We start from the raw sequence: 18,987 nt of genomic DNA, 5'->3' as shown, positions 1-18,987 counted from the left end.
CACCGGTGCGGCGTGTAAAGAACTTTCGTACAAAACCGTCTGACGAAAGCCATTCAACATTTGCTGACTTTCTTCGTGCTCCAAGCGGCATTTCGCTCGTCTCAACGCCGTTGTCCATTCGTCTTTCGCCTGGAGTCGTACAATGCGTTCCGTTTTTCCCCCATCGTCGTGCCTTGGCCTGCTGGCTGCCTTTGCTGCCACCCAGCCCGCCCTGGCGGCATCCGCGGTCGAATTGGGCCAGGTGCTGATCACCGATGAGGAGCAGAACGACCTGACAGCCGCCAGCGAGCGCCTACGCGAGCTACCTGGTGCCAGCAACTTGGTGGACATGCAACGCGTCGGGCAAGGCCGGGTGGCCAGCAACCAGGACGTGCTGGCCTACCAACCCGGCGTATTCGCCCAATCGGCGGGCAACGACGGCATCAAACTGTCGATCCGCGGCTCGGGCATCAACCGCGCGCCGGGTGCCCACGGCTCCGGGGTGTACACGATGTTCGACGGCCTGCCGTTGACTGGCCCGGGCGGTACGCCCTACGAGCTGTTCGAACCGCTATGGTTGAGCCGCGCCGAAGTGCTGCGCGGGGCCAATGGTTTCGACCAGGGTGCCCTGGCGCTGGGCGGCGCAATCAACTACGTCACCCACACCGGCTACGACGCCGCGCCGCTGCAGGTGCGCTACGAAGTCGGCAGCCGCGGTTACCAGCACCGGCACATCAGCTCCGGTCAGGTGCTGGGCAATCTCGACTACTACGTGGCCCTGACCGACTCGGAATACGACGGCTATCAGGCGCACAGCAGCGGCAGTGCCAAGGGTATTGCTGCCAATGTCGGCTACCGCTTTAACCCGAACCTGGAAACCCGCTTCTACCTGCGCTACCGGGAAACCGAGAACGACCTGGCCGGGCGCCTAACCAAGGACCAGATCAAGCACGACCCGCGTGCTGCCAACGCGGCCTACCTGGCGCGCGACGACAGCCGGCCACAACCGGGCAGTACCTGGGTGGCCAACAAGACCACCTTTTACCTCGAGGACGATGCCCGCCTGGAAGCCGGGCTGGTCTATCACGACTTCCCGATGGACCTGCGCGAAGGCCCGATGCGCTTGAAGGTTGCCTACACCGATGTCAGCGGCACGCTGAACTACTCGCGCCGCGACACCCTGCTCGGGCACGAGAGCAAGACCACCCTCGGCTGGCGCACCACCAAACACCTGCCCAACAGTGGTGCCTCGCAGTTTGCGCGTACCAGCGGCGACAACTTCGGAGCGCGCAGCCGCGACTTCAGCTACCAGGGGTCGGACACCGTACTGCATGTGGGCAACGACCTGGAGCTGGTCCCGGACCTGTGGCTGACCACCGGCCTGGCGATGATCTACACCCGCCGAGAAAGCGACGTCACCTACCCCGCCACGGGCGGCAAGGTCAGCCAGCACGACTGGGACTACGCGCCACGCCTGGGCCTGCGTTATGACTTCAGCCCGCAACTGCAGGTGTATGGCAACCTGAGCCGGTCCGTCGAGCCGCCACACCCGTGGTCGCTGATCTGGAGCTCCACGGTCGCCACGCAGCCGATCGAGATGCAGAACCAGACCGCCACCACGCTGGAGCTGGGCGCACGCGGCGATTCGGTGCTGGGGCGATGGGACCTGGCCTGGTACTACTCGCAGGTACGCCACGAACTGTTGGCCGTGGAAATCGTGCAAGGCCAACCGGCCAAGGAGTTCAATGCCAGCGCTACCGTGCACCAGGGTGTTGAAGCCGGGCTGGACAGTACGCTGTGGGAGCGCCCCGGCACAGGCAAGCTGAGCCTGCGCCAGGCCTACACCTTCAGTGATTTCCACTACCGCGACGATGACACGTTTGGCGACAACCGCTTGCCAGGCATCCCCATGCACTATTACCAGGCCGAACTGCGCTACGACTGGCCAAGCGGCTTCTACGCCGGGGTCAACACGCAGATGGCCTCCAAGGTGCAGGTGGACTACGCCAACAGTTACCACGCCGACGCCTATGCGCTGCTGGGCGCACGGCTGGGCTGGGACTCGCCGAAGCAGGACTGGCAGACATGGCTGGACCTGCGCAACCTGACCAACAAACGCTATGCCGCGACGGTGACGCCGGGGTACAACGATGCCGGTCAGGACATTGCCCGCTCGACGCCCGGTGAAGGGTTTGGAGTGTACGCCGGTGTGTCGTACAGCTTCCGCTAGTCAAATGCCCAGGGGCCGTCTCGCAGCCCCTACTGAGGCAATTGCACCTGCGGCTTGGTCGCTGCGAAAATCCCCCAGCTCGAGATGAACAACGCCGCGATCAGCGGCCCGATCACGAAGCCGTTGAGCCCGAACACCGCTAGCCCCCCCAAGGTGGAGACCAGGATCAGGTAATCGGGCATCCGCGTATCCTTGCCCACCAGGATGGGCCGCAGCACGTTGTCCACCAGGCCGATCACCAGCACGCCAAAGGCAGTCAGAATCGCCCCCTGGAGGATCGCCCCGGTCAGCAGGAAGTAAGCCGCCACCGGCGCCCAGATGATCCCGGCACCTACCGCTGGCAGCAGCGACAGGAACGCCATCAGCACCGCCCAGACCAGCGCGCTGGGAATGTCCAGCACCCAGAAGATGAAACCACCCAGCGCCCCCTGGGTAATCGCCACCAGCACATTGCCTTTGACCGTTGCCCGCACCACCCGGTTGAACTTCAGCTGCAGCCGGCGCTTCTGGTGTTCCGGCAGTGGTATGGCAAGGCGTACCCGGCGCGCCACCTCCGCCCCCTCGCGCAGAAAGAAGAACAACAGGTAGAGCATGATGCCGAAGCTCACCAGGAACTCGAAGGTACCCTGGCCAAAACTGAACGCCTGGCTGGCCAGCACCTGGCTACCCTGGGTTGCCCACTTGGTGATCTTGTCACGCAGGCCGTCGAGGTTGCCCACGCCCATGCTGTCCAGCCCGTGTTGCAAGAATGGGGGCAGCATGTTCATGCCGCGCTCGACATAGCCGGCGATGTCCAGTTGCCCGCTTTCGATACGCTGGTACAGCGTGGCGCCTTCCTGCACCAGCAGGGCACTAGTGATGATCACCGGCAAGATCGCCACCAGCAGGCACACCAGCAAGGTAGCGGCGGCCGCCACGTTGCGCCGTCGGCCAAAACGCATGAGCAAATTGCGCTGCAACGGCGCGAACAGGATGCCAAGAATCACCGCCCAGAAGATGGCGCCATAGTACGGCAGCAGGATCCAGCCGAAGGCGATGGTCACCAGCGCCAGCAGCACTGCCAGGGCTTTGTTCTGCAAAGCGGTTTGGTTCATGGATTTTCCTCAAGTGTCCTGAACGTTAGTGCACGGCGTATTCATAAAAGTGCCGTCGCTCCGTTGATTCAAATCAATATGCCCTGGGCGGCCAGGCCATAGGATCCGCGCTTTTTGCACCGGTGCGCATATGAAGCTACCCGCCAAGCCCGAATTGCTGGCCCCTGCCGGCACCCTCAAGACCATGCGTTACGCATTCGCTTATGGTGCCGATGCGGTCTATGCCGGCCAGCCGCGCTACAGCCTGCGGGTGCGCAACAACGAATTCGACCACGCCAACCTGGCATTGGGCATCGAGCAGGCGCATGCACTGGGCAAGCGCTTCTACGTGGTGGTCAACATTGCGCCGCACAATGCCAAGCTCAAGACCTTCCTCAAGGACCTGGCCCCCATCATTGCAATGGCGCCCGATGCGCTGATCATGTCCGACCCCGGCCTGATCATGCTGGTGCGCCAGCACTTCCCACACATGCCCGTGCACCTGTCAGTGCAGGCCAACACGGTCAACTGGGCCAGCGTGCAGTTCTGGCAGCAATTGGGCCTGAGCAGGGTGATCCTGTCTCGGGAGCTGTCACTGGACGAAATCGAGGAGATTCGCCAGCAGGTGCCCGGCATGGAGCTGGAGGTGTTTGTCCATGGAGCCCTGTGCATGGCCTATTCCGGCCGCTGCCTGCTGTCGGGCTACCTCAACAAGCGTGATGCCAACCAGGGTAGTTGCACCAACGCCTGCCGCTGGAAGTACCAAGCCACCCCGGCCACCGAGAACGCCACCGGGGACATCGTGCGCGAGGTCGAGCCGACCCTGGGGCTGGGTGCGCCGACCGGGCAGGTGTTCCTGCTGCACGAGAGCAACCGCCCGGGCACCGAGATGCCGGCGTTCGAGGATGAACACGGCACCTACATCATGAACGCCAAGGACCTGCGCGCCATCCAGCACGTCGAGCGCCTGGCCGCCATGGGCGTACACTCCCTGAAGATCGAGGGCCGCACCAAGTCGCACTTCTACTGCGCCCGTGCGGTGCAGGCGTACCGCAAGGCCATCGACGACGCCGCAGCCGGGCGCCCGTTCGACATGGCCTTGATGGACAACCTCGAGTCGCTGGCGCAACGCGGTTACACCGAAGGCTTCCTGCGCCGCCATGTGCACGACGAATACCAGAACTACCTGCGGGGCAACTCGATGTCCGAGCGCCAGCAGTTCGTCGGCGAACTGACCGGTGTACGGGTGGACGGCCGCGCCGAAGTCAAGGTGAAGAACCGCTTCGCCGTGGGCGATCATCTGGAGCTGATGACCCCACGTGGCAATTACCATTTCGACCTGCACCACCTGTACGGCCGCCAGCAGCAGCCGATCGACGTGGCGCCGGGCGACGGGCACGTGGTGTACCTGCCGATCCCCGAACAGGTGTCGCTGGAACATGGCCTGCTGATGCGTGACCTGGGGCACGACGAGCCGGCCGCCTGACAGGACTGTAATGTGCAGCTCAGCTGACTGACAGGCGTGGCAGGCGAGGATCGTGGTTCTTTCGCAAGAGGCCACGCCATGTTGCGCAACCCTAACCGCCGCACCTTCGTCCAGGGTCTGGGCGCCGCCACCGCACTGGCGGGCCTGGGCCTGTGGCGCCCCTTGGCACACGCCTCGCATGGCCGTGAACTGGCCGGCCGGCACTTCGAGCTGTTCATCGGTCAGACGCCGGTGAACATCACCGGCAGCCCGCGCACCGCTGTGACCATCAACAACAGCCTGCCTGGACCGCTGCTGCGCTGGCGCGAGGGCGACACAGTGACCCTGCGCGTGCGCAACCGGCTGGCCGAGGACACGTCGATCCACTGGCACGGCATCCTCCTGCCCGCCAACATGGACGGCGTACCCGGCCTGAGTTTCGCCGGCATCGCTCCCGGTGGCGACTACCTCTACAGCTTCACCCTGCGCCAGAGCGGCACCTATTGGTACCACAGCCATTCCGGCCTGCAGGAACAGGCCGGGGTGTACGGGGCAATCGTCATCGAGCCACGCGAGCCTGAAGCCCACCGCTACCAGCGCGACCATGTGCTGCTGCTCAGCGACTGGTCGGACCAGGCGCCGGAAGCGTTGCTGGCGACCCTTAAAAAGCAGTCCGATGCCTTCAACTACCACAAGCGCACGCTTGGCGACTTCATCGACGACGTCGCGCAACACGGCTGGGGCACTACCGTCGACGAACGCCTGGGCTGGGCGCGCATGCGGATGAGCCCCACCGACCTGGCCGACATCAGCGCCGCCACCTACACCTATCTGCTCAACGGGCAGCCACCGGACGGCAACTTCACCTGCCTGTTCCAGCCCGGCGAAACCGTACGCCTGCGGCTGATCAACGCCTCGGCGATGACCTACTTCGATTTCCGCATCCCCGGCTTGCAGCTCACGGTGATCGCCGCCGACGGCCTGCCGGTGACGCCGGTGACCGTGGACGAACTGCGCATCGCCGTGGCCGAGACCTATGACGTGCTGGTGACCGTGGGCGATCTGCCCGCCTACACGCTGTATGCCCAGAGCATGGACCGCAGCGGCCATGCCCGCGGAACCCTGGCCCGCGCCAGCGGCCTGCAGGCGCCAGTACCGCATCCTGACCCAAGGCCCATGCTGAGCATGGCCGACATGGGCCACGACGAAATGGCGGCCATGACCGGCATGGACCACAGCAAAATGCCCGGCATGAATCACCCAACGATGACCGCCATGCAGCAGCACCCGGCCAGCGAAACTGGCAATCCGCTGGTGGACATGCAGACCATGGCCCCCCAGCCCAACCTGGCCGATCCCGGTATCGGCCTGCGCGACAACGGTCGTCGGGTACTAACTTATGCCGACCTGCGCAGTGCCTACCCCGACCCGGATGGCCGCGAACCCTCGCGGGAAATCGAACTGCACCTGACCGGGCACATGGAGCGTTTCGCCTGGTCGTTCGACGGGGTCAAGTTCAGCGATGCCGCCCCCTTGCGCCTGAAATACGGCGAGCGCGTACGCATCACCCTGGTCAACGACACGATGATGACCCACCCCATCCACCTGCATGGCATGTGGAGCGATCTGGAAGACGAGCACGGGCACTTCATGGTGCGCAAGCACACCGTCGACATCCCGCCCGGCAGCCGCCGCAGCTACCGCGTCAGCGCCGATGCCCTGGGCCGCTGGGCCTACCACTGCCACCTGCTTTACCACATGGAAACTGGCATGTTCCGCGAGGTACGGGTCGATGAATGAACGCAACCACCGCCGCGTCGTCAACGGCGTCGCACTGCTCGCGCTGCTGGCCAGCGTACGGGCCATGGCCGCTGGCATGGACCACATGGGCCACGGTAAGGTGCTCATGGACCACAGCCAGATGAACCACGGCGCTGCGCCGACCGGCCATCCAAGCACACCACTGCCCGTGATCACAGACGCCGACCGCCAGTCCGCGTTCCCACCCCTGCCCGGCCATCGGGTGCATGATCGCGCCCTCAACTGGGCGGTGATCGTCGATCAACTGGAGTACCAGCACTTCGAGAGCAGCAACGCCTTGAACTGGAACGCCACGGCATGGGTCGGCGGCGATATCGACCGCTTGTGGCTACGCAGCGAAGGCGAACGAGAAGCGGGCAAGATGCACAAAGCCGAGCTGCAGGCGCTATGGGGCCATGCGATCAGCCCCTGGTGGGAGCTTGTCGCTGGCCTGCGCCAGGACTTCAAGCCTGCCAGTGGCCAGGCCTGGGCGGCGTTCGGCATCCAGGGCACGCCTTTGTACGGCCTGGAGCTGCAGGCCACTGCTTACGCAGGGGAGCGGCAACAGACCGCGCTGCGCCTGGAGGCTGCCTACGCTATGCTGCTGAGCAATCGCTGGGGCCTCGAGCCCACCCTGGAAGCCAACTTCTTCGGCCACGACGATGCCGCTCGCGAGCAAGGCTCGGGGCTGGCCGACAGTGAGGTCGGCCTGCGCCTGCGCTATGAAATAACCCGCGGCTTCGCACCCTATGTCGGGGTAAGCTTCAATCGCCTGCACGGTAACCGCGCCGACCAGGCCCGAGAGGACGGTGAAGACCTTGGTCAGACCCGCCTGGTCGCAGGCGTGCGTCTGCGTTTCTGAAGGAGTGCCTGGACCATGCTGCATAAACACCTGATCGCTTTCGGCCTGCTGGCCATCACCGGCCTGGCCCAGGCCGCGGAAACCATCGACGTGTACCGCGACCCCAACTGTGGCTGCTGCAAAGCCTGGATCAGCCACCTGCGCGACAACGGTTTCACCGTCAATGACCATGTCGAGCCGAACATGAGCGCCGTGAAGCAACGCCTGGGCGTGGCGCCGCGCCTTGCGTCGTGCCACACCGGGGTGATCGACGGCAAGTTCGTCGAAGGCCATGTGCCGGCTGAACAGGTGCGCCTGCTGGCCAAGCGCAGCGACCTCAAGGGACTGGCCGTGCCAGGCATGCCGATGGGTTCGCCAGGCATGGAAATGGGTGACCACAAGGATGCCTATCAGGTTATCGGGGTGACTCAGGACGGCCAGGACACCGTGGTCGCCACTTACTGATGCTCAGCCTCTGGGCGCTGTTTCTAAGCGCCTTTGGCGCCGCTACGTTGCTGCCGCTGCAATCGGAGGCAGTGCTGGTTGGCCTGCTGCTAAAGCAACCGGACGCCTGGTTGACACTGTTGCTGGTCGCTACTTTGGGCAACGTGCTGGGCTCGGTGGCCAATTGGTTGCTCGGGCGGGCCATCGAGCACTGGCGTGACAAACGCTGGTTCCCGTTCAGCGCCGGGCAGCTGGAACGCGCACAGCAGCGTTACCAGCGTTGGGGGCAGTGGTCGCTGTTGCTGAGCTGGATGCCGGTAATTGGCGACCCGTTGACCTTGATTGCCGGGATCATGCGTGAGCCGTTCTGGCGTTTCATGTTGCTGGTGACCCTGGCCAAGGGCGGGCGCTACATCGTCGTGGCCGTGATTACGCTGGGCTGGTTTCATGCCTGGTAACACCTTTAACGTTTAAGGAGCTTCACCGGCTGCTAAAGTCGCCCTTTCCTACATGGTCCTACATGGAGTGCCCCTATGCTGCGCGCAACCGCCCTGGCCCTGGCCTGCCTCGTCGGCGCCCCGGCCATCGCCGCCGAACCGCCCACCTACGGCAAACAGCTCGAAGGCTTCAGTTACCCTCACCCCCTCAAGCATTTCGACTTCCAGTCCCAGGGCCAGCGCCTGCAGATGGGCTACATGGATGTGCCGGCCAAAGGCCAAGCCAATGGCCGCAGCGTGGTGCTGATGCATGGCAAGAACTTCTGCGCCGCCACCTGGGAAACCACGATCGACGCGCTGAGCGAGGCTGGCTACCGGGTCATCGCCCCAGACCAGGTCGGCTTCTGCACATCGAGCAAGCCGGACTACTACCAGTACAGTTTCCAGCAGCTGGCCGACAACACCCATGCCCTGCTGGAACAGCTGGGCATCAAGCAGGCGGTCATCCTTGGCCACTCCACCGGCGGCATGCTGGCTACCCGCTACGCGCTGATGTACCCGCAGCAGGTCGAGCGCCTGGCGATGGTCAACCCCATTGGCCTGGAGGACTGGAAGGCCCTGGGCGTGCCGTACCGCACGGTGGACCAATGGTATGCCCGCGAACTCAAGCTCGATGCCGAGGGCGTACGCGAGTACGAGCGCAAGACGTACTACGCGGGGCGCTGGAAGCCTGAATACGAGCGCTGGGTGCAGATGCTGGTAGGGCTGAACAAAGGCCCAGGGCACAAAGCGGTGGCGTGGAACTCGGCGTTGATCTACGACATGATCTTCACCCAGCCGGTGTACCACGAGTTCAAGGACTTGAAGATGCCGACCTTGCTCATGATCGGTGATCAGGACACAACCGCCATCGGCAGTGATATTGCCCCGCCGGAGGTCAAGGCGCGGTTGGGCCACTACAAGGATTTGGGGCCGCAGGTCGCCAAGCTGATTGCGCAGGGTGAGCTGGTGACGTTCGAGGGCATGGGGCATGCGCCGCAGATCGAAGAACCACGGCGCTTCAACAAGACGCTGATCGAGTGGCTGGCGCAGTAACTCCGCCAGGGGGCGCTTTGCGCCCCATTCGCCACACAAGGCCGCCCCCACATGTATTGCGCAGTTTGTGTCAGCGCGGCCCCTGGTGCTTCCAGACTTGCCCTTCGCTCCAGCCCAACTCGGCAAAGTCCCCTACCCGCAACACAGCTTCCTCCTCGCAGAAAAACTCATCCAGCTGCGGTGGCCGCACCGCCGTGCCGCTGAGCATCGCATGCACCTGGCCACGGTGATGAACCTGGTGCTCGAACAGGTGCGCAAGAAGGCGCACACGTTGTTCGCGTTGCACGCGGTCGGGCCGCACGATGCTCACATAGCGGGCCAACTGGTCGTCATGCAGCGCGCTGCAGTAGGTGATCAGCCGCCGGTCGGCCTGGGCCTGCTGGGCATGCAGGTCGGTACACGTGGCAAACGGTTGTTCCGGGTCGAAGAACCGCTCGCCATCAGGCTCTGGCGCCTCGCCACGCTGCTCGCACTCGAGCATATGCAGGTAGAACCAGTCCACCGTCAGTAAATGGTTGAGGGTGGCCTTGATCGACGGGAAGAAGCTGCAACGCGGGGCGACGAACTCGTCCTGGGTCAGTTGCAGGCACGCCTTGTACAGGCGGTGATTGGCCCAGCCATTGTTGTAGGCCTGGGTCAGCAGATGATGTGACAGCGGCTCCATAAGGCAACTCCTTCAAGCGAAGCGTTGCAGTTGCATCTCCCGTAGCCGGCTCAGGGTCCGTTGGTACGGGAACGCCAGATACCCTTGAGTGTAGAGCGCTTCGAGCGGTACCTGCGCTTCCAGGTACAACGCGACCTTGCGGTCATAGCATTCGTCGACCAGGGCGATGAAACGCCGCACGGCATCATCCTTGGGTGACAGGGCCGGCACCTGGCGATCGCCCGCCTCCACGCGTGCAGCACCATCCTCGGTACCACGGGCAATTCGCCCGGCACGCGGCTGGCCGCTCAACGCAGGTATGCCTTCGACCAGAATCGCCGGGAAACGGTCGCACAACGCCATGAATTCCATGGCGGCCAGTGGTTGCTCGCAAAGGTCGCTGAAACGGCACCAGAGCGCCTGCGGGCTGTGCCTGACCACTTGAATTTGCCGTGGGCCTACCGACAAGGGCTCTGCACTGCCCGGCTCATCAGGGCTGAGCTGCGCGAACACCGCTGCAAGCGCCCCTGCCTTGCCCGCTTCAGCTACCCAATAGCGCTGGCATGCGGCCCCAGGGTGTAGCCGGTGGTCCTGCTCACCCGCCACTGCAAGCACCTGCATATGCCGCTCGATGGCGCTGATGGCCGGCAGGAAACGCTCGCGGTTGAAACCGTCGCGGTACAGCTGCTGCGGCGGCTGGTTGGAGGTGGCGACCACCACCACCCCGTGATCGAACAGTACCTGGAACAAGCGGCCGAGGATGATCGCGTCGCCGATATCGCTGACGAACAACTCGTCGAAGCACAGCACGCGAATGTCCCCGGCCAGTTCGCGGGCCAGCGCTTGCAGCGGGTCGGCGGTGCCGTTGAGCTGGAACAGGCGCTGGTGCACCCAGGCCATGAAATGGTGAAAATGCTGGCGCCGGGCCGGGATGCTCAGGCAACGGTGGAACAGGTCCATAAGCCAGGTCTTGCCGCGCCCGACCGGGCCCCAAAGGTAGATGCCCTGGGCTGTACGCCCGCGCTCGATGGCCTCGAAGCAGGCTTGCAGGGCGCTGACGGCCTGGGCTTGAGCCGGGTCGGGCACGTAGCCTTGGTCAATAAGGGCCTTGTTGTACAGCGAGCTGGGATCGAGCGTCATGCGGCATTATCATCATCGGCCGTGTCGCCGGCAACCGGCTTCAACCCTCGCTCAGTCCAACCTTCAGCAACAGGCCGTCCTTGTCATCGGTCAGCACATACAGGTAACCGTCCGGCCCAACTCGCACGTCACGAATACGCGCCTTCAGGTCCCCCAGCAGGCGCTCTTCATGGACGATCTTGTCCCCCTCGAGCTGCAGCCGAATCAACTCCTGAGTGGCCAGTGCACCTATGAACAGGTTGTGATCCCACGCTTTGAAGGTCGGGCTGTCATAAAAGGCCATGCCGCTGATGCCCGGCGATTTTTCCCAGACATGGTGCGGGTCGACCATGCCGTCGACGTGTTCGCCCTTGGCTTCGGGGATCGGCAGCAGCGAATAGTTGATGCCGTGCGTGGCGATCGGCCAACCGTAGTTCTTGCCCGCTTGCGGAATGTTGATCTCATCACCGCCACGTGGGCCATGTTCGTGGGTCCACAGCTTGCCCGTCCAGGGGTTGAGCGCTGCGCCTTGCTGATTGCGGTGGCCGAAGGACCAGATCTCCGGTCGTACGTTGTTTTTGCCAACGAAGGGGTTGTCCTTGGGCACTTCGCCATCGGGCAGAATACGCACGATCTTGCCTTGCAGCTTGTCCAGGTCCTGGGCGGTAGGGCGTTGGTTGTTCTCGCCCAGGGCGATGAACAGGTAGCCGTTACGGTCGAACACCAGCCGCGAGCCGAAATGGTTGCCGACCGACAGTTTGGGCTGCTGGCGGAAGATCACGTTGAAGTTCTCCAGGCGGGCGCGGTCCTCGGACAATTGCCCACGGCCGACTGCAGTGCCAGCCTTGCCATCGTCGCCCGCTTCGGCATAAGAAAGGTACAGGGTACGGTCCTTGGCGAACTCAGGTGACAACACCACGTCGAGCAGCCCGCCCTGGCCTTCTGCCCAGACCTTGGGTACACCGTTGATAGGTGGCCCCACCTTGCCTTCGGCATTGACCAGGCGCAGGTTGCCGGGGCGTTCGGTGACCAGCATGTCCTTGCCACCCGGCAGGAATGCCAGCGCCCACGGGTTGCGCAGGCCATCAGCCACGGTGCTGACAGTGATCTGCCCTTCCTCGGTCGGGAACTGCTGCTCGGCGGCAGCGTGTGCAAGTAGTGGCAGCAGTGCGGCAGCAGCCAGCGTGGTCAGCCTGGTGAATCTGATCATTGATGATTCCTTTCGATGAGGGGCTCAAGGCGCACGTTGGGTGTCGCGCGGTGGCCGGATGGGTTCCAGATTGGGGGCCTGCTGCTGGCGGCGCAGATTGTCGCCGTTGCCGATGCCGCGGTTGTCCAGGGACGGTGTGCGCTGAATAGGAGCGGTCGAAGGGCCACGCACCGGCGGCGCGGCCTGCACGCTGCCCTGGCGACTATTGGGGTTGGCGCGCTGGATCGGGCTGTTGTAGGGATTGTTGTTGCTGGCGGCAAGTTGCAGGGGGTGCACGGGCGCCGCGTGTGCCGGCAAGCACAGCAACAGACCGATGGCCAGGGTTGGAAATGTCAGATTCATGCTTCACCTCATGTACGAAAAGGCGCGCCTCATGCGTTGGATAGCCTAAGGCGCTAGGGGTTCGCGGCAAAAGTGTGAATGCGATTCCTGATGTTTCAGTATGAACCTGCGGGGGCAGCCATGCGGCCCCACTGATCAGCCAGGGACATCGACCTTGTGCCGCGCCGCATACAGGCACAGCATTTCCATGGCCAGGGTGGCGCCGGCCAGTGCGGTGATGTCGGCATGGTCATAGGCCGGTGCCACCTCTACCAGGTCCATACCTACCAGGTTGATACCGCGCAAGCCGCCGAGTATCTCCAGCGCCTGCACCGTGCTCAGCCCGCCGCACACGGGCGTGCCGGTGCCTGGCGCATAGGCGGGGTCGAGGCAGTCGATGTCGAAGGTCAGGTACACAGGCCGTTCGCCAACCCGCTGGCGGATCGACGCGATCACCGCCTCTGAGCCTTGGCGGTGCACCTGTCGGGCATCGACAACGGCGAAACCCTGGGTGTCGTCATTGGTGGTGCGCAGCCCGATCTGCACAGAGCAGGACGGGTCCACCAGGCCCTCGCGGGCGGCGTGCCAGAACATGGTGCCGTGGTCGATGCGCTTGCCCTCCTCGTCCGGCCAGGTGTCGCTGTGGGCATCGAAATGGATCAGTGCCAGTGGCCCATGACGCCGGGCATGGGCCTTGAGCAGCGGATAACTGATGAAGTGGTCGCCGCCGAGGGTGAGCATGGCGCAGCCCGCCTCGAGCACATGCGTGGCGTGGGCCTCGATACTGTCCGGTACCGATTGCGGGGTGCCGCTGTCGAACGCGCAATCGCCGTAGTCGATGACGGCCAGATGGTCGAACGGGTCGAACGTCCATGGCCAGTGGCGCGCCCAGGCCTGCTGCACCGAGGCAGCGCGGATCGCACGTGGCCCGAAACGGGCGCCAGGGCGATTGCTGGTAGCGGTGTCGAACGGCACACCGCTGACCACCACATCCACCCCGCGCAGGTCGCGGCTGTAGCGGCGGCGAGCGAAACTGGTGATACCGGCGTAGGTACTTTCTGCAGCGGTGCCATACAGGCTGTCGCGGGTCATCGCTTGGTCGTTGCTCAGGGCTTGCTCCACGGTCGGGCTCCTTTGTCGTTATTGGTCACTGCCGAGTACGGAATGCCGTCCACAGGCGGTTGCGCTGGCGCAGGTCGGACAGCGCCATGCTGCGGTCGGCAAACAGGCGCTCACGCACCGCGGCCGGGGGGTAGATATCCGGGTCATTGCGCACGGCCTCGTCGACCAAGGGCGTTGCTGCCTGGTTGGCGTTGGCAAAGAACAGCGTGTTGGTCAGCGCGGCAACCGATTCGGGCTTGAGCATGAAAGCGATGAACGCGCGGGCCGCCTCTGGGTGCGGGGCGTCCTTGGGAATGACCAGGTTGTCCTGCCAGAGCAGCGTCCCTTCACGGGGGATGCGGTAGATCAGCTCGAACGGCTTACCCGCGCGGCGGGCCTGATCGGCGGCCATGGCCGCATCGCCGTTGTAGGTCAACGCCAGGCACACGCTGCCGTTGGCCAGGTCGTTGATCTGCCGGCCGTTGGCGACGTAGCTGATTGAAGGCTGCAACTGGTTCAACAGGTTCTGCGCTGCGGCAAGGTCAGCCTTGTCCTGGCTGTACGGGTCCTTGCCCAGGTAGTTCAAGGCCACGCCAATTACCTCCTGCGGCGAGTCGGGCATGGCGATGCCGCACGCCTTGAGCCGGCTGGCATACTCGGGCTTGAACAGCAGGTCCAGGCTGTCCAGCGGTACATCACCCAGGCGTTGGCGCACCGCCTCGACATTGACGCCCAGGCCCAGCGTGCCCCAGGTGTAAGGCACCGCATATCGGTTGCCGGGGTCGGTTTCTGCAAGTTTGGCCAGCAGGTCTTTGTCGAGGTTGGCGTAGCCAGGCATGGCCTGCGCATCCAGCGGCTGCAGGGCATTGGCCTTTAGCGCCCGCGCCAACACAGTGGCCGAGGGCACCACCACGTCGTAGCCACTGCCACCGGTCAACAGCTTGGTTTCGAGGACTTCGGTGGTGTCGAAAGTGTCGTAGCGCACCTTGTAGCCGGTTTCCCGCTCGAAGCGCTGCAAGGTTTGCGGGGCGACGTAATCCGCCCAGCTGTAGAGGTTGACGACCTTTTCTTCGGCCTGCAGGGGCAAGGCCAGGATCAGGGGTAGCAGACACAACATTCGACGCATGACGGACACCTCGGCTAATGGGTGGATGCCGCCAGCATGCCAGCCGGGTTACATTGCAAGAATGACAAGTTTGCAAAGCTGACATTCATCGGGAGCAATGTGATGCTCGGACAACTGCACGACCCTGACCTGCATCTGTTGCGGCTGTTCGTCACTGTAGTCGAGGCCGGCGGCTTCAGCGCCGCCCAAGGGGTCTCGGGCTTGAGCCAGCCCACCATCAGCCAGCGCATGGCGCAACTGGAGGCGCGACTGGGATATCGCCTATGCAGCCGTGGCAAGCGCGGCTTTCATCTCACCGAAAAAGGCGCGCTGCTACTGGAGGCTGCTCGTGGCTTGCTGTTGAGCATCGAACAGTTTCGCCAGCAGGCCAATGGTGTGGCTGGGCGTTTGCTGGGGACGGTGCGGGTGGGCATGGCGGAGAACCAGGACGCAACGGTCAGCCTGCAGCTAGCGTCTGCCATCAACCGCTTTCGCGAGCGCGAGGAATCGGTGCAGTTGGAACTGATCAGCGCGCCACCGGCGGAACTTGAGCGCCTGCTGCTGGAGCAGCGGCTGGATTACGCCATCAGTTATTTCTCTGGCAAACAGGCAGCGTTTGACTACCAGCCATTGTTCGAGGAGCGCCAGCGGTTGTACTGCGCCAAGGGGCACGCCTTGTTTGGCACGCTGGACGTGACGCGGGAACAGTTGCTGGAAGCGGACCAGGTACGGCACCCCTATCGCTTTCTCAAAGGTGGCGAGCCGTTTCAGAGCCGGCGCAGCATGGCAGTGGCCGAGCAGATAGAGAGTGTGCTGACGTTCATCCTGTCGGGGCGGCATATCGGTTATCTGCCCTGCCACTGCGCTGCGGGCTGGGAGCGCCAAGGGTTGCTGAGGGCACTGGACACTACGCTGGATTTCGTAGTGCCGTTTACCCTGGCCAGGCATCGGGCGCAAACGCCTGGGGAAGCTCAGCTAGCGTTTGCGCAAGACCTCTTGGCGGTGTTTGGCTGATTGCCGTCAGTTGTCCGTGGGTTGCGGCGATGGGTTGCTCACGCCGCGGGGCAGCCCTGCCACTTTCAACGCTGCCGTGCATTTGCCACACTGCAGGTCAGACTCTGTTGGTAAGGTCCATTGCAATGACTGCCCGCTTACAACGCTGCGCCCGACTGTTGATCGTCACCTTGATGGCCGTTGGGCTCAATGCCTGCGCGCTGTTTCAGCCGCGCGACCCGCTCAATATCAGCGTGATCGGCATCGAACCGCTTGCCGGCCAGGAACTGGAAATGCGCATGGCGGTGAAGATGCGCGTGCAGAACCCTAATGAGGCAACAGTGGATTACAACGGCATAGCGCTCAATCTGGAGGTGAACGGCCAACCGCTGGCCTCTGGGGTAAGTGACCAGCAGGGCCATATCGGCCGTTACGGCGAAGCGGTGGTGGTAGTGCCGGTAAGCATTACAGCCTTCGCGTTCCTGCGCCAGGCCTATGGTTTGAGCACGCTTGAATCGCTGCAGGGCATGCCCTACGTACTGCGCGGCAAACTGGCCGGCGGGCCGTTGGGCACCGTGCGCTTCACTGATGAGGGCAAGCTCGACCTGCCCAAAGGCGGCAGCCTGAACTGGTGAGCGGTTAAATTGCTTCAGCGGCTGGAGCTGGCGGCGGCCATCATCTTGTTGACCTCGCTGCGCACCATGCCGGCGTATTCAGGCGGCGACATACCTTCCAGCTCGGCACGCACCCACTCGGCCCACTTGCCCCTGCGACGTGGTTTTTCCGAGATCAGCCGCGCAGCATCAGCCTTGGCCTTGCCCAAGTTGTTCTGCCACATTTCGAAAAGCCGGGCCTTTTCCGCCTCGATCTGTGCCCGTTCCTCGAAGCTCCTGTTGGCCAGATTGAAACTCATGAACCTACCTGCCTGCCTGCTGAAAATGGCCGCTATATTACACCGTGGCGCCGCTACTTCGGTAAGCCATCGCAACTTTCCGGGCGCGCTGGCATCCATTGCTTAACCACCCCATCGACGAGGACGAGTTCATGGCCCGAAAAACTGCCGCACTGACCGACAGCGATCAGATCAAGGATCAGGTATTCAGTGAGCTGCAGGCATTGATTGAAGAGTCGGAGAAGCTGCTCAACGACAGCGCCTCCCTGGTCGGCGAAGAGGCCGACACACTGCGCGCCCAGGTCAGCCTGAAACTTCGCCAGGCACGTGAGGCCGCCGGCCAGGTACGCGCCAAAGCACAACCGGTGGTAGAAGCCACCCATGACTATATCGGCGGCCACCCGTGGCAGACCGTTGCGATTTCTGCGGGCTTTGGCCTGGTGATAGGCTTGCTGCTGGGGCGCCGCTCCTGATAGCTGACCTGCGTGGTGCCGCCTGCTGCAAATCAGGCGGCCTGCGCCATTGGGATACCGCTGTGAAACCGTAGTTCCTGGTCTGGAGACTGAATCAACTCAGCTTCAGCTTCGCGCACCAACAGCACACGCTTGGCAATATCCCCTTCCTCCCCATACTGATGCGCAAGCTTCAGATAGCCTTGGTAATGGCGCGACTCGCTTTTCAGCAAGCCGTGGTAGAACCTGCCGAGTTCTTCATCCAGGTGCGGTACCAACGCAGCAAAGCGCTCGCAGCTGCGTGCTTCGATGAATGCCCCTACCACCAGCGTATCCACCAGCTTGACAGGTTCATGGGCACGCACCAGCCGGCGCAACCCGGATGCGTAGCGCCCTGCCGACACCGGCCGCAATGGCACGCCACGGCGCTTCATCAGGCGCAGCACCTGCTCATGGTGCACCAGCTCTTCACGGGCGAGGCGAGACATCATGTTGATCAGGTCAAGATGAGTATTGTACTTGGCCATAAGGCTCAATGCCGTACTGGCGGCCTTGAACTCGCAATTCTTGTGGTCGATCAGCAAGGTTTCCTGGTCGGCGAGCGCCGCTTCGATCCAGGCGTCTGGAGTAGGACAGCCGAGGAAGGCGTCGATTTCGGGGATCAGGGACATAGAGGTACAACCACATAGAACAGACGGGACCGGCGATTATACCGGCGGCGATGGGGAGCGCCAGTGACTATGCTTGATATACATCAAGCGCCGGCACGAGGGGCGCCGACTATAGTCAGGCATTGGCCACCACCATCAAGGGAGTTCACGCCCATGCAAGCTGTTCGTAGCATTCTCGTCGTCCTCGACCCTGATCATGCCCACAGCCGCGCGTTAACCCGCGCCAAGCTGATTGCAGGGGTGACCGGTGCCCGGCTGCATCTGCTGATGTGCGACAAGAGACACGACCATAGTGCATTACTCAGCCTGTTGAGCAGCCAATTGCACGATGATGGGTATGACAATGTCAGCCATGAACAGGCCTGGCATGACACCTTGCACGAATCGATCATCAATGTGCAGCAGGCTGAGGGATGCGAGTTGGTGATCAAGGAGCACCGACCGGACAATCCTCTGAAAAAGGCACTGCTTACACCCAGCGACTGGAAACTGCTGCGCCTCTGCCCTTGCGCGGTGCTGATGGTCAAGAGCGAACGCCCGTGGACAGGTGGCGTGGTTCTTGCTGCCGTGGATGTCGGCAACCAGGACGACGATCATCGCAGGCTGCATACGGCCATCGTTGATCACGGGTATGCGATTGCAGGCCTGGCCAAAGGCCAACTACATGTCATCAGTGCCCATCCCTCACCTATGTTGTCGGCGTCTGACCCTGTGTATCAACTCAGCGAGACCATCGACCAACGTTATCGGGAAGCGTGTCGTGCGTTCCAGGCGGAATATGACATCAGCGAAGAGCGCCTGCATGTCGAAGAAGGGCCCGCCGATGTGCTGATTCCGCATTTCGAGAAAAAACTCGATGCGGTAGTCACCGTGATTGGTACCGTCGCACGCACCGGTATTTCCGGAGCATTGATTGGCAATACTTCCGAAGTGGTGCTGGATACGCTGCAGGGCGATGTGTTGGTGCTCAAGAGCGAAGAAGCTACCGCTCACCTGGCGGAGTTAGCCCGCAGTTGAAGCTGGCCAGAAAAGACAAAACCCCTACCTGCTCGCGCAGATAGGGGTTTTGCGAAATGAATCTTGACGATGACCTACTCTCACATGGGGAAACCCCAC

Annotated in this window: 20 protein-coding genes; 11 read left to right on the top strand and 9 right to left on the bottom strand. The window is 63.1% G+C overall.

The annotated features are described in order from the left end of the window. Window positions 1-142: 142 nt before the first annotated feature. The gene (locus ACFY68_RS24460) at window positions 143-2,209 is read left to right on the top strand and encodes a TonB-dependent receptor family protein (protein ID WP_387532806.1); all 2,067 of its coding nucleotides are present in this window, start codon (window positions 143-145) and stop codon (window positions 2,207-2,209) included. A gap of 29 nt (window positions 2,210-2,238) precedes the next feature. On the opposite strand, the gene ACFY68_RS24455 is transcribed toward ACFY68_RS24460, so the two are convergent. Then, window positions 2,239-3,303 (bottom strand): AI-2E family transporter, encoded by a 1,065-nt coding sequence (locus ACFY68_RS24455; protein WP_387532803.1) that lies wholly within the window; start codon window positions 3,301-3,303, stop codon window positions 2,239-2,241. 130 nt (window positions 3,304-3,433) lie between these two features. Between ACFY68_RS24455 and yegQ the strand changes: the two genes are divergently transcribed. The 6 genes from yegQ (at window position 3,434) to ACFY68_RS24425 (ending at window position 9,364) form a co-directional block, all read left to right on the top strand. Continuing rightward, window positions 3,434-4,768 carry a tRNA 5-hydroxyuridine modification protein YegQ gene (yegQ, locus tag ACFY68_RS24450; RefSeq protein ID WP_387532801.1) on the top strand — a complete coding sequence of 445 codons (1,335 nt, stop codon included), beginning with the start codon at window positions 3,434-3,436 and terminating at the stop codon, window positions 4,766-4,768. 81 nt (window positions 4,769-4,849) lie between these two features. After that, window positions 4,850-6,547, top strand: a complete 1,698-nt coding sequence (locus ACFY68_RS24445) for a copper resistance system multicopper oxidase (RefSeq protein ID WP_387532891.1) — start codon at window positions 4,850-4,852, stop codon at window positions 6,545-6,547. Beyond that, on the top strand, window positions 6,540-7,409 hold the full coding sequence (locus ACFY68_RS24440; RefSeq protein WP_387532798.1) for a copper resistance protein B: 870 nt from the start codon (window positions 6,540-6,542) through the stop codon (window positions 7,407-7,409). Before ACFY68_RS24445 ends, ACFY68_RS24440 begins: the two co-directional genes overlap by 8 nt. 15 nt (window positions 7,410-7,424) lie before the next feature. Next, window positions 7,425-7,853 (top strand): DUF411 domain-containing protein, encoded by a 429-nt coding sequence (locus tag ACFY68_RS24435; protein ID WP_387532795.1) that lies wholly within the window; start codon window positions 7,425-7,427, stop codon window positions 7,851-7,853. Continuing rightward, entirely contained in the window at window positions 7,853-8,290 is a 438-nt protein-coding gene (locus ACFY68_RS24430) for a YqaA family protein (protein WP_387532792.1), read from the top strand. The genes ACFY68_RS24435 and ACFY68_RS24430 overlap by 1 nt, the downstream gene beginning before the upstream one ends. A gap of 75 nt (window positions 8,291-8,365) precedes the next feature. Beyond that, window positions 8,366-9,364, top strand: a complete 999-nt coding sequence (locus ACFY68_RS24425) for an alpha/beta fold hydrolase (protein ID WP_387532789.1) — start codon at window positions 8,366-8,368, stop codon at window positions 9,362-9,364. Window positions 9,365-9,434: 70 nt separating this feature from the next. Here ACFY68_RS24425 and ACFY68_RS24420 read toward each other — a convergent pair whose 3' ends face one another. From ACFY68_RS24420 to ACFY68_RS24395, 6 genes are all read right to left on the bottom strand, one after another. Further along, a complete protein-coding gene (locus ACFY68_RS24420) occupies window positions 9,435-10,028 on the bottom strand; it encodes a DinB family protein (protein ID WP_387532787.1) in 594 nt (197 codons plus the stop codon). A 12-nt stretch (window positions 10,029-10,040) separates the two neighbouring features. After that, the gene (gene zapE, locus ACFY68_RS24415; RefSeq protein WP_387532784.1) at window positions 10,041-11,147 is read right to left on the bottom strand and encodes a cell division protein ZapE; all 1,107 of its coding nucleotides are present in this window, start codon (window positions 11,145-11,147) and stop codon (window positions 10,041-10,043) included. A gap of 40 nt (window positions 11,148-11,187) precedes the next feature. Beyond that, a complete protein-coding gene (locus ACFY68_RS24410) occupies window positions 11,188-12,336 on the bottom strand; it encodes a PQQ-dependent sugar dehydrogenase (protein ID WP_387532781.1) in 1,149 nt (382 codons plus the stop codon). 24 nt (window positions 12,337-12,360) lie between these two features. Further along, on the bottom strand, window positions 12,361-12,678 hold the full coding sequence (locus ACFY68_RS24405; protein WP_387532778.1) for a hypothetical protein: 318 nt from the start codon (window positions 12,676-12,678) through the stop codon (window positions 12,361-12,363). Window positions 12,679-12,813: 135 nt separating this feature from the next. After that, window positions 12,814-13,779: an agmatinase gene (gene speB, locus ACFY68_RS24400; RefSeq protein WP_387532776.1), complete on the bottom strand. Its 966-nt coding sequence runs from the start codon at window positions 13,777-13,779 to the stop codon at window positions 12,814-12,816. A gap of 25 nt (window positions 13,780-13,804) precedes the next feature. Beyond that, a complete protein-coding gene (locus ACFY68_RS24395) occupies window positions 13,805-14,884 on the bottom strand; it encodes an extracellular solute-binding protein (RefSeq protein WP_387532773.1) in 1,080 nt (359 codons plus the stop codon). 102 nt (window positions 14,885-14,986) lie between these two features. On the opposite strand from ACFY68_RS24395, the gene ACFY68_RS24390 reads away from it, so the two are divergent. Then, entirely contained in the window at window positions 14,987-15,877 is an 891-nt protein-coding gene (locus ACFY68_RS24390) for a LysR family transcriptional regulator (RefSeq protein ID WP_387532770.1), read from the top strand. 125 nt (window positions 15,878-16,002) lie between these two features. Continuing rightward, a complete protein-coding gene (locus ACFY68_RS24385) occupies window positions 16,003-16,491 on the top strand; it encodes an LEA type 2 family protein (RefSeq protein WP_387532767.1) in 489 nt (162 codons plus the stop codon). Window positions 16,492-16,505: 14 nt separating this feature from the next. Here ACFY68_RS24385 and ACFY68_RS24380 read toward each other — a convergent pair whose 3' ends face one another. Continuing rightward, the gene (locus ACFY68_RS24380) at window positions 16,506-16,769 is read right to left on the bottom strand and encodes a hypothetical protein (protein ID WP_387532764.1); all 264 of its coding nucleotides are present in this window, start codon (window positions 16,767-16,769) and stop codon (window positions 16,506-16,508) included. Between the two features lie 131 nt (window positions 16,770-16,900). On the opposite strand from ACFY68_RS24380, the gene ACFY68_RS24375 reads away from it, so the two are divergent. Continuing rightward, window positions 16,901-17,221 carry a DUF883 family protein gene (locus ACFY68_RS24375; RefSeq protein ID WP_346616142.1) on the top strand — a complete coding sequence of 107 codons (321 nt, stop codon included), beginning with the start codon at window positions 16,901-16,903 and terminating at the stop codon, window positions 17,219-17,221. A 32-nt stretch (window positions 17,222-17,253) separates the two neighbouring features. On the opposite strand, the gene ACFY68_RS24370 is transcribed toward ACFY68_RS24375, so the two are convergent. Beyond that, window positions 17,254-17,871 carry a tRNA-(ms[2]io[6]A)-hydroxylase gene (locus tag ACFY68_RS24370; RefSeq protein ID WP_387532761.1) on the bottom strand — a complete coding sequence of 206 codons (618 nt, stop codon included), beginning with the start codon at window positions 17,869-17,871 and terminating at the stop codon, window positions 17,254-17,256. 153 nt (window positions 17,872-18,024) lie between these two features. On the opposite strand from ACFY68_RS24370, the gene ACFY68_RS24365 reads away from it, so the two are divergent. Then, window positions 18,025-18,888 carry a universal stress protein gene (locus ACFY68_RS24365; RefSeq protein ID WP_387532758.1) on the top strand — a complete coding sequence of 288 codons (864 nt, stop codon included), beginning with the start codon at window positions 18,025-18,027 and terminating at the stop codon, window positions 18,886-18,888. Window positions 18,889-18,987 lie beyond the last annotated feature (99 nt).

The sequence above is a fragment of the Pseudomonas sp. NPDC012596 genome (assembly GCF_042902325.1).
Lineage (GTDB): Bacteria > Pseudomonadota > Gammaproteobacteria > Pseudomonadales > Pseudomonadaceae > Aquipseudomonas.
This window is presented reverse-complemented; position numbering and strand designations above follow the sequence as displayed.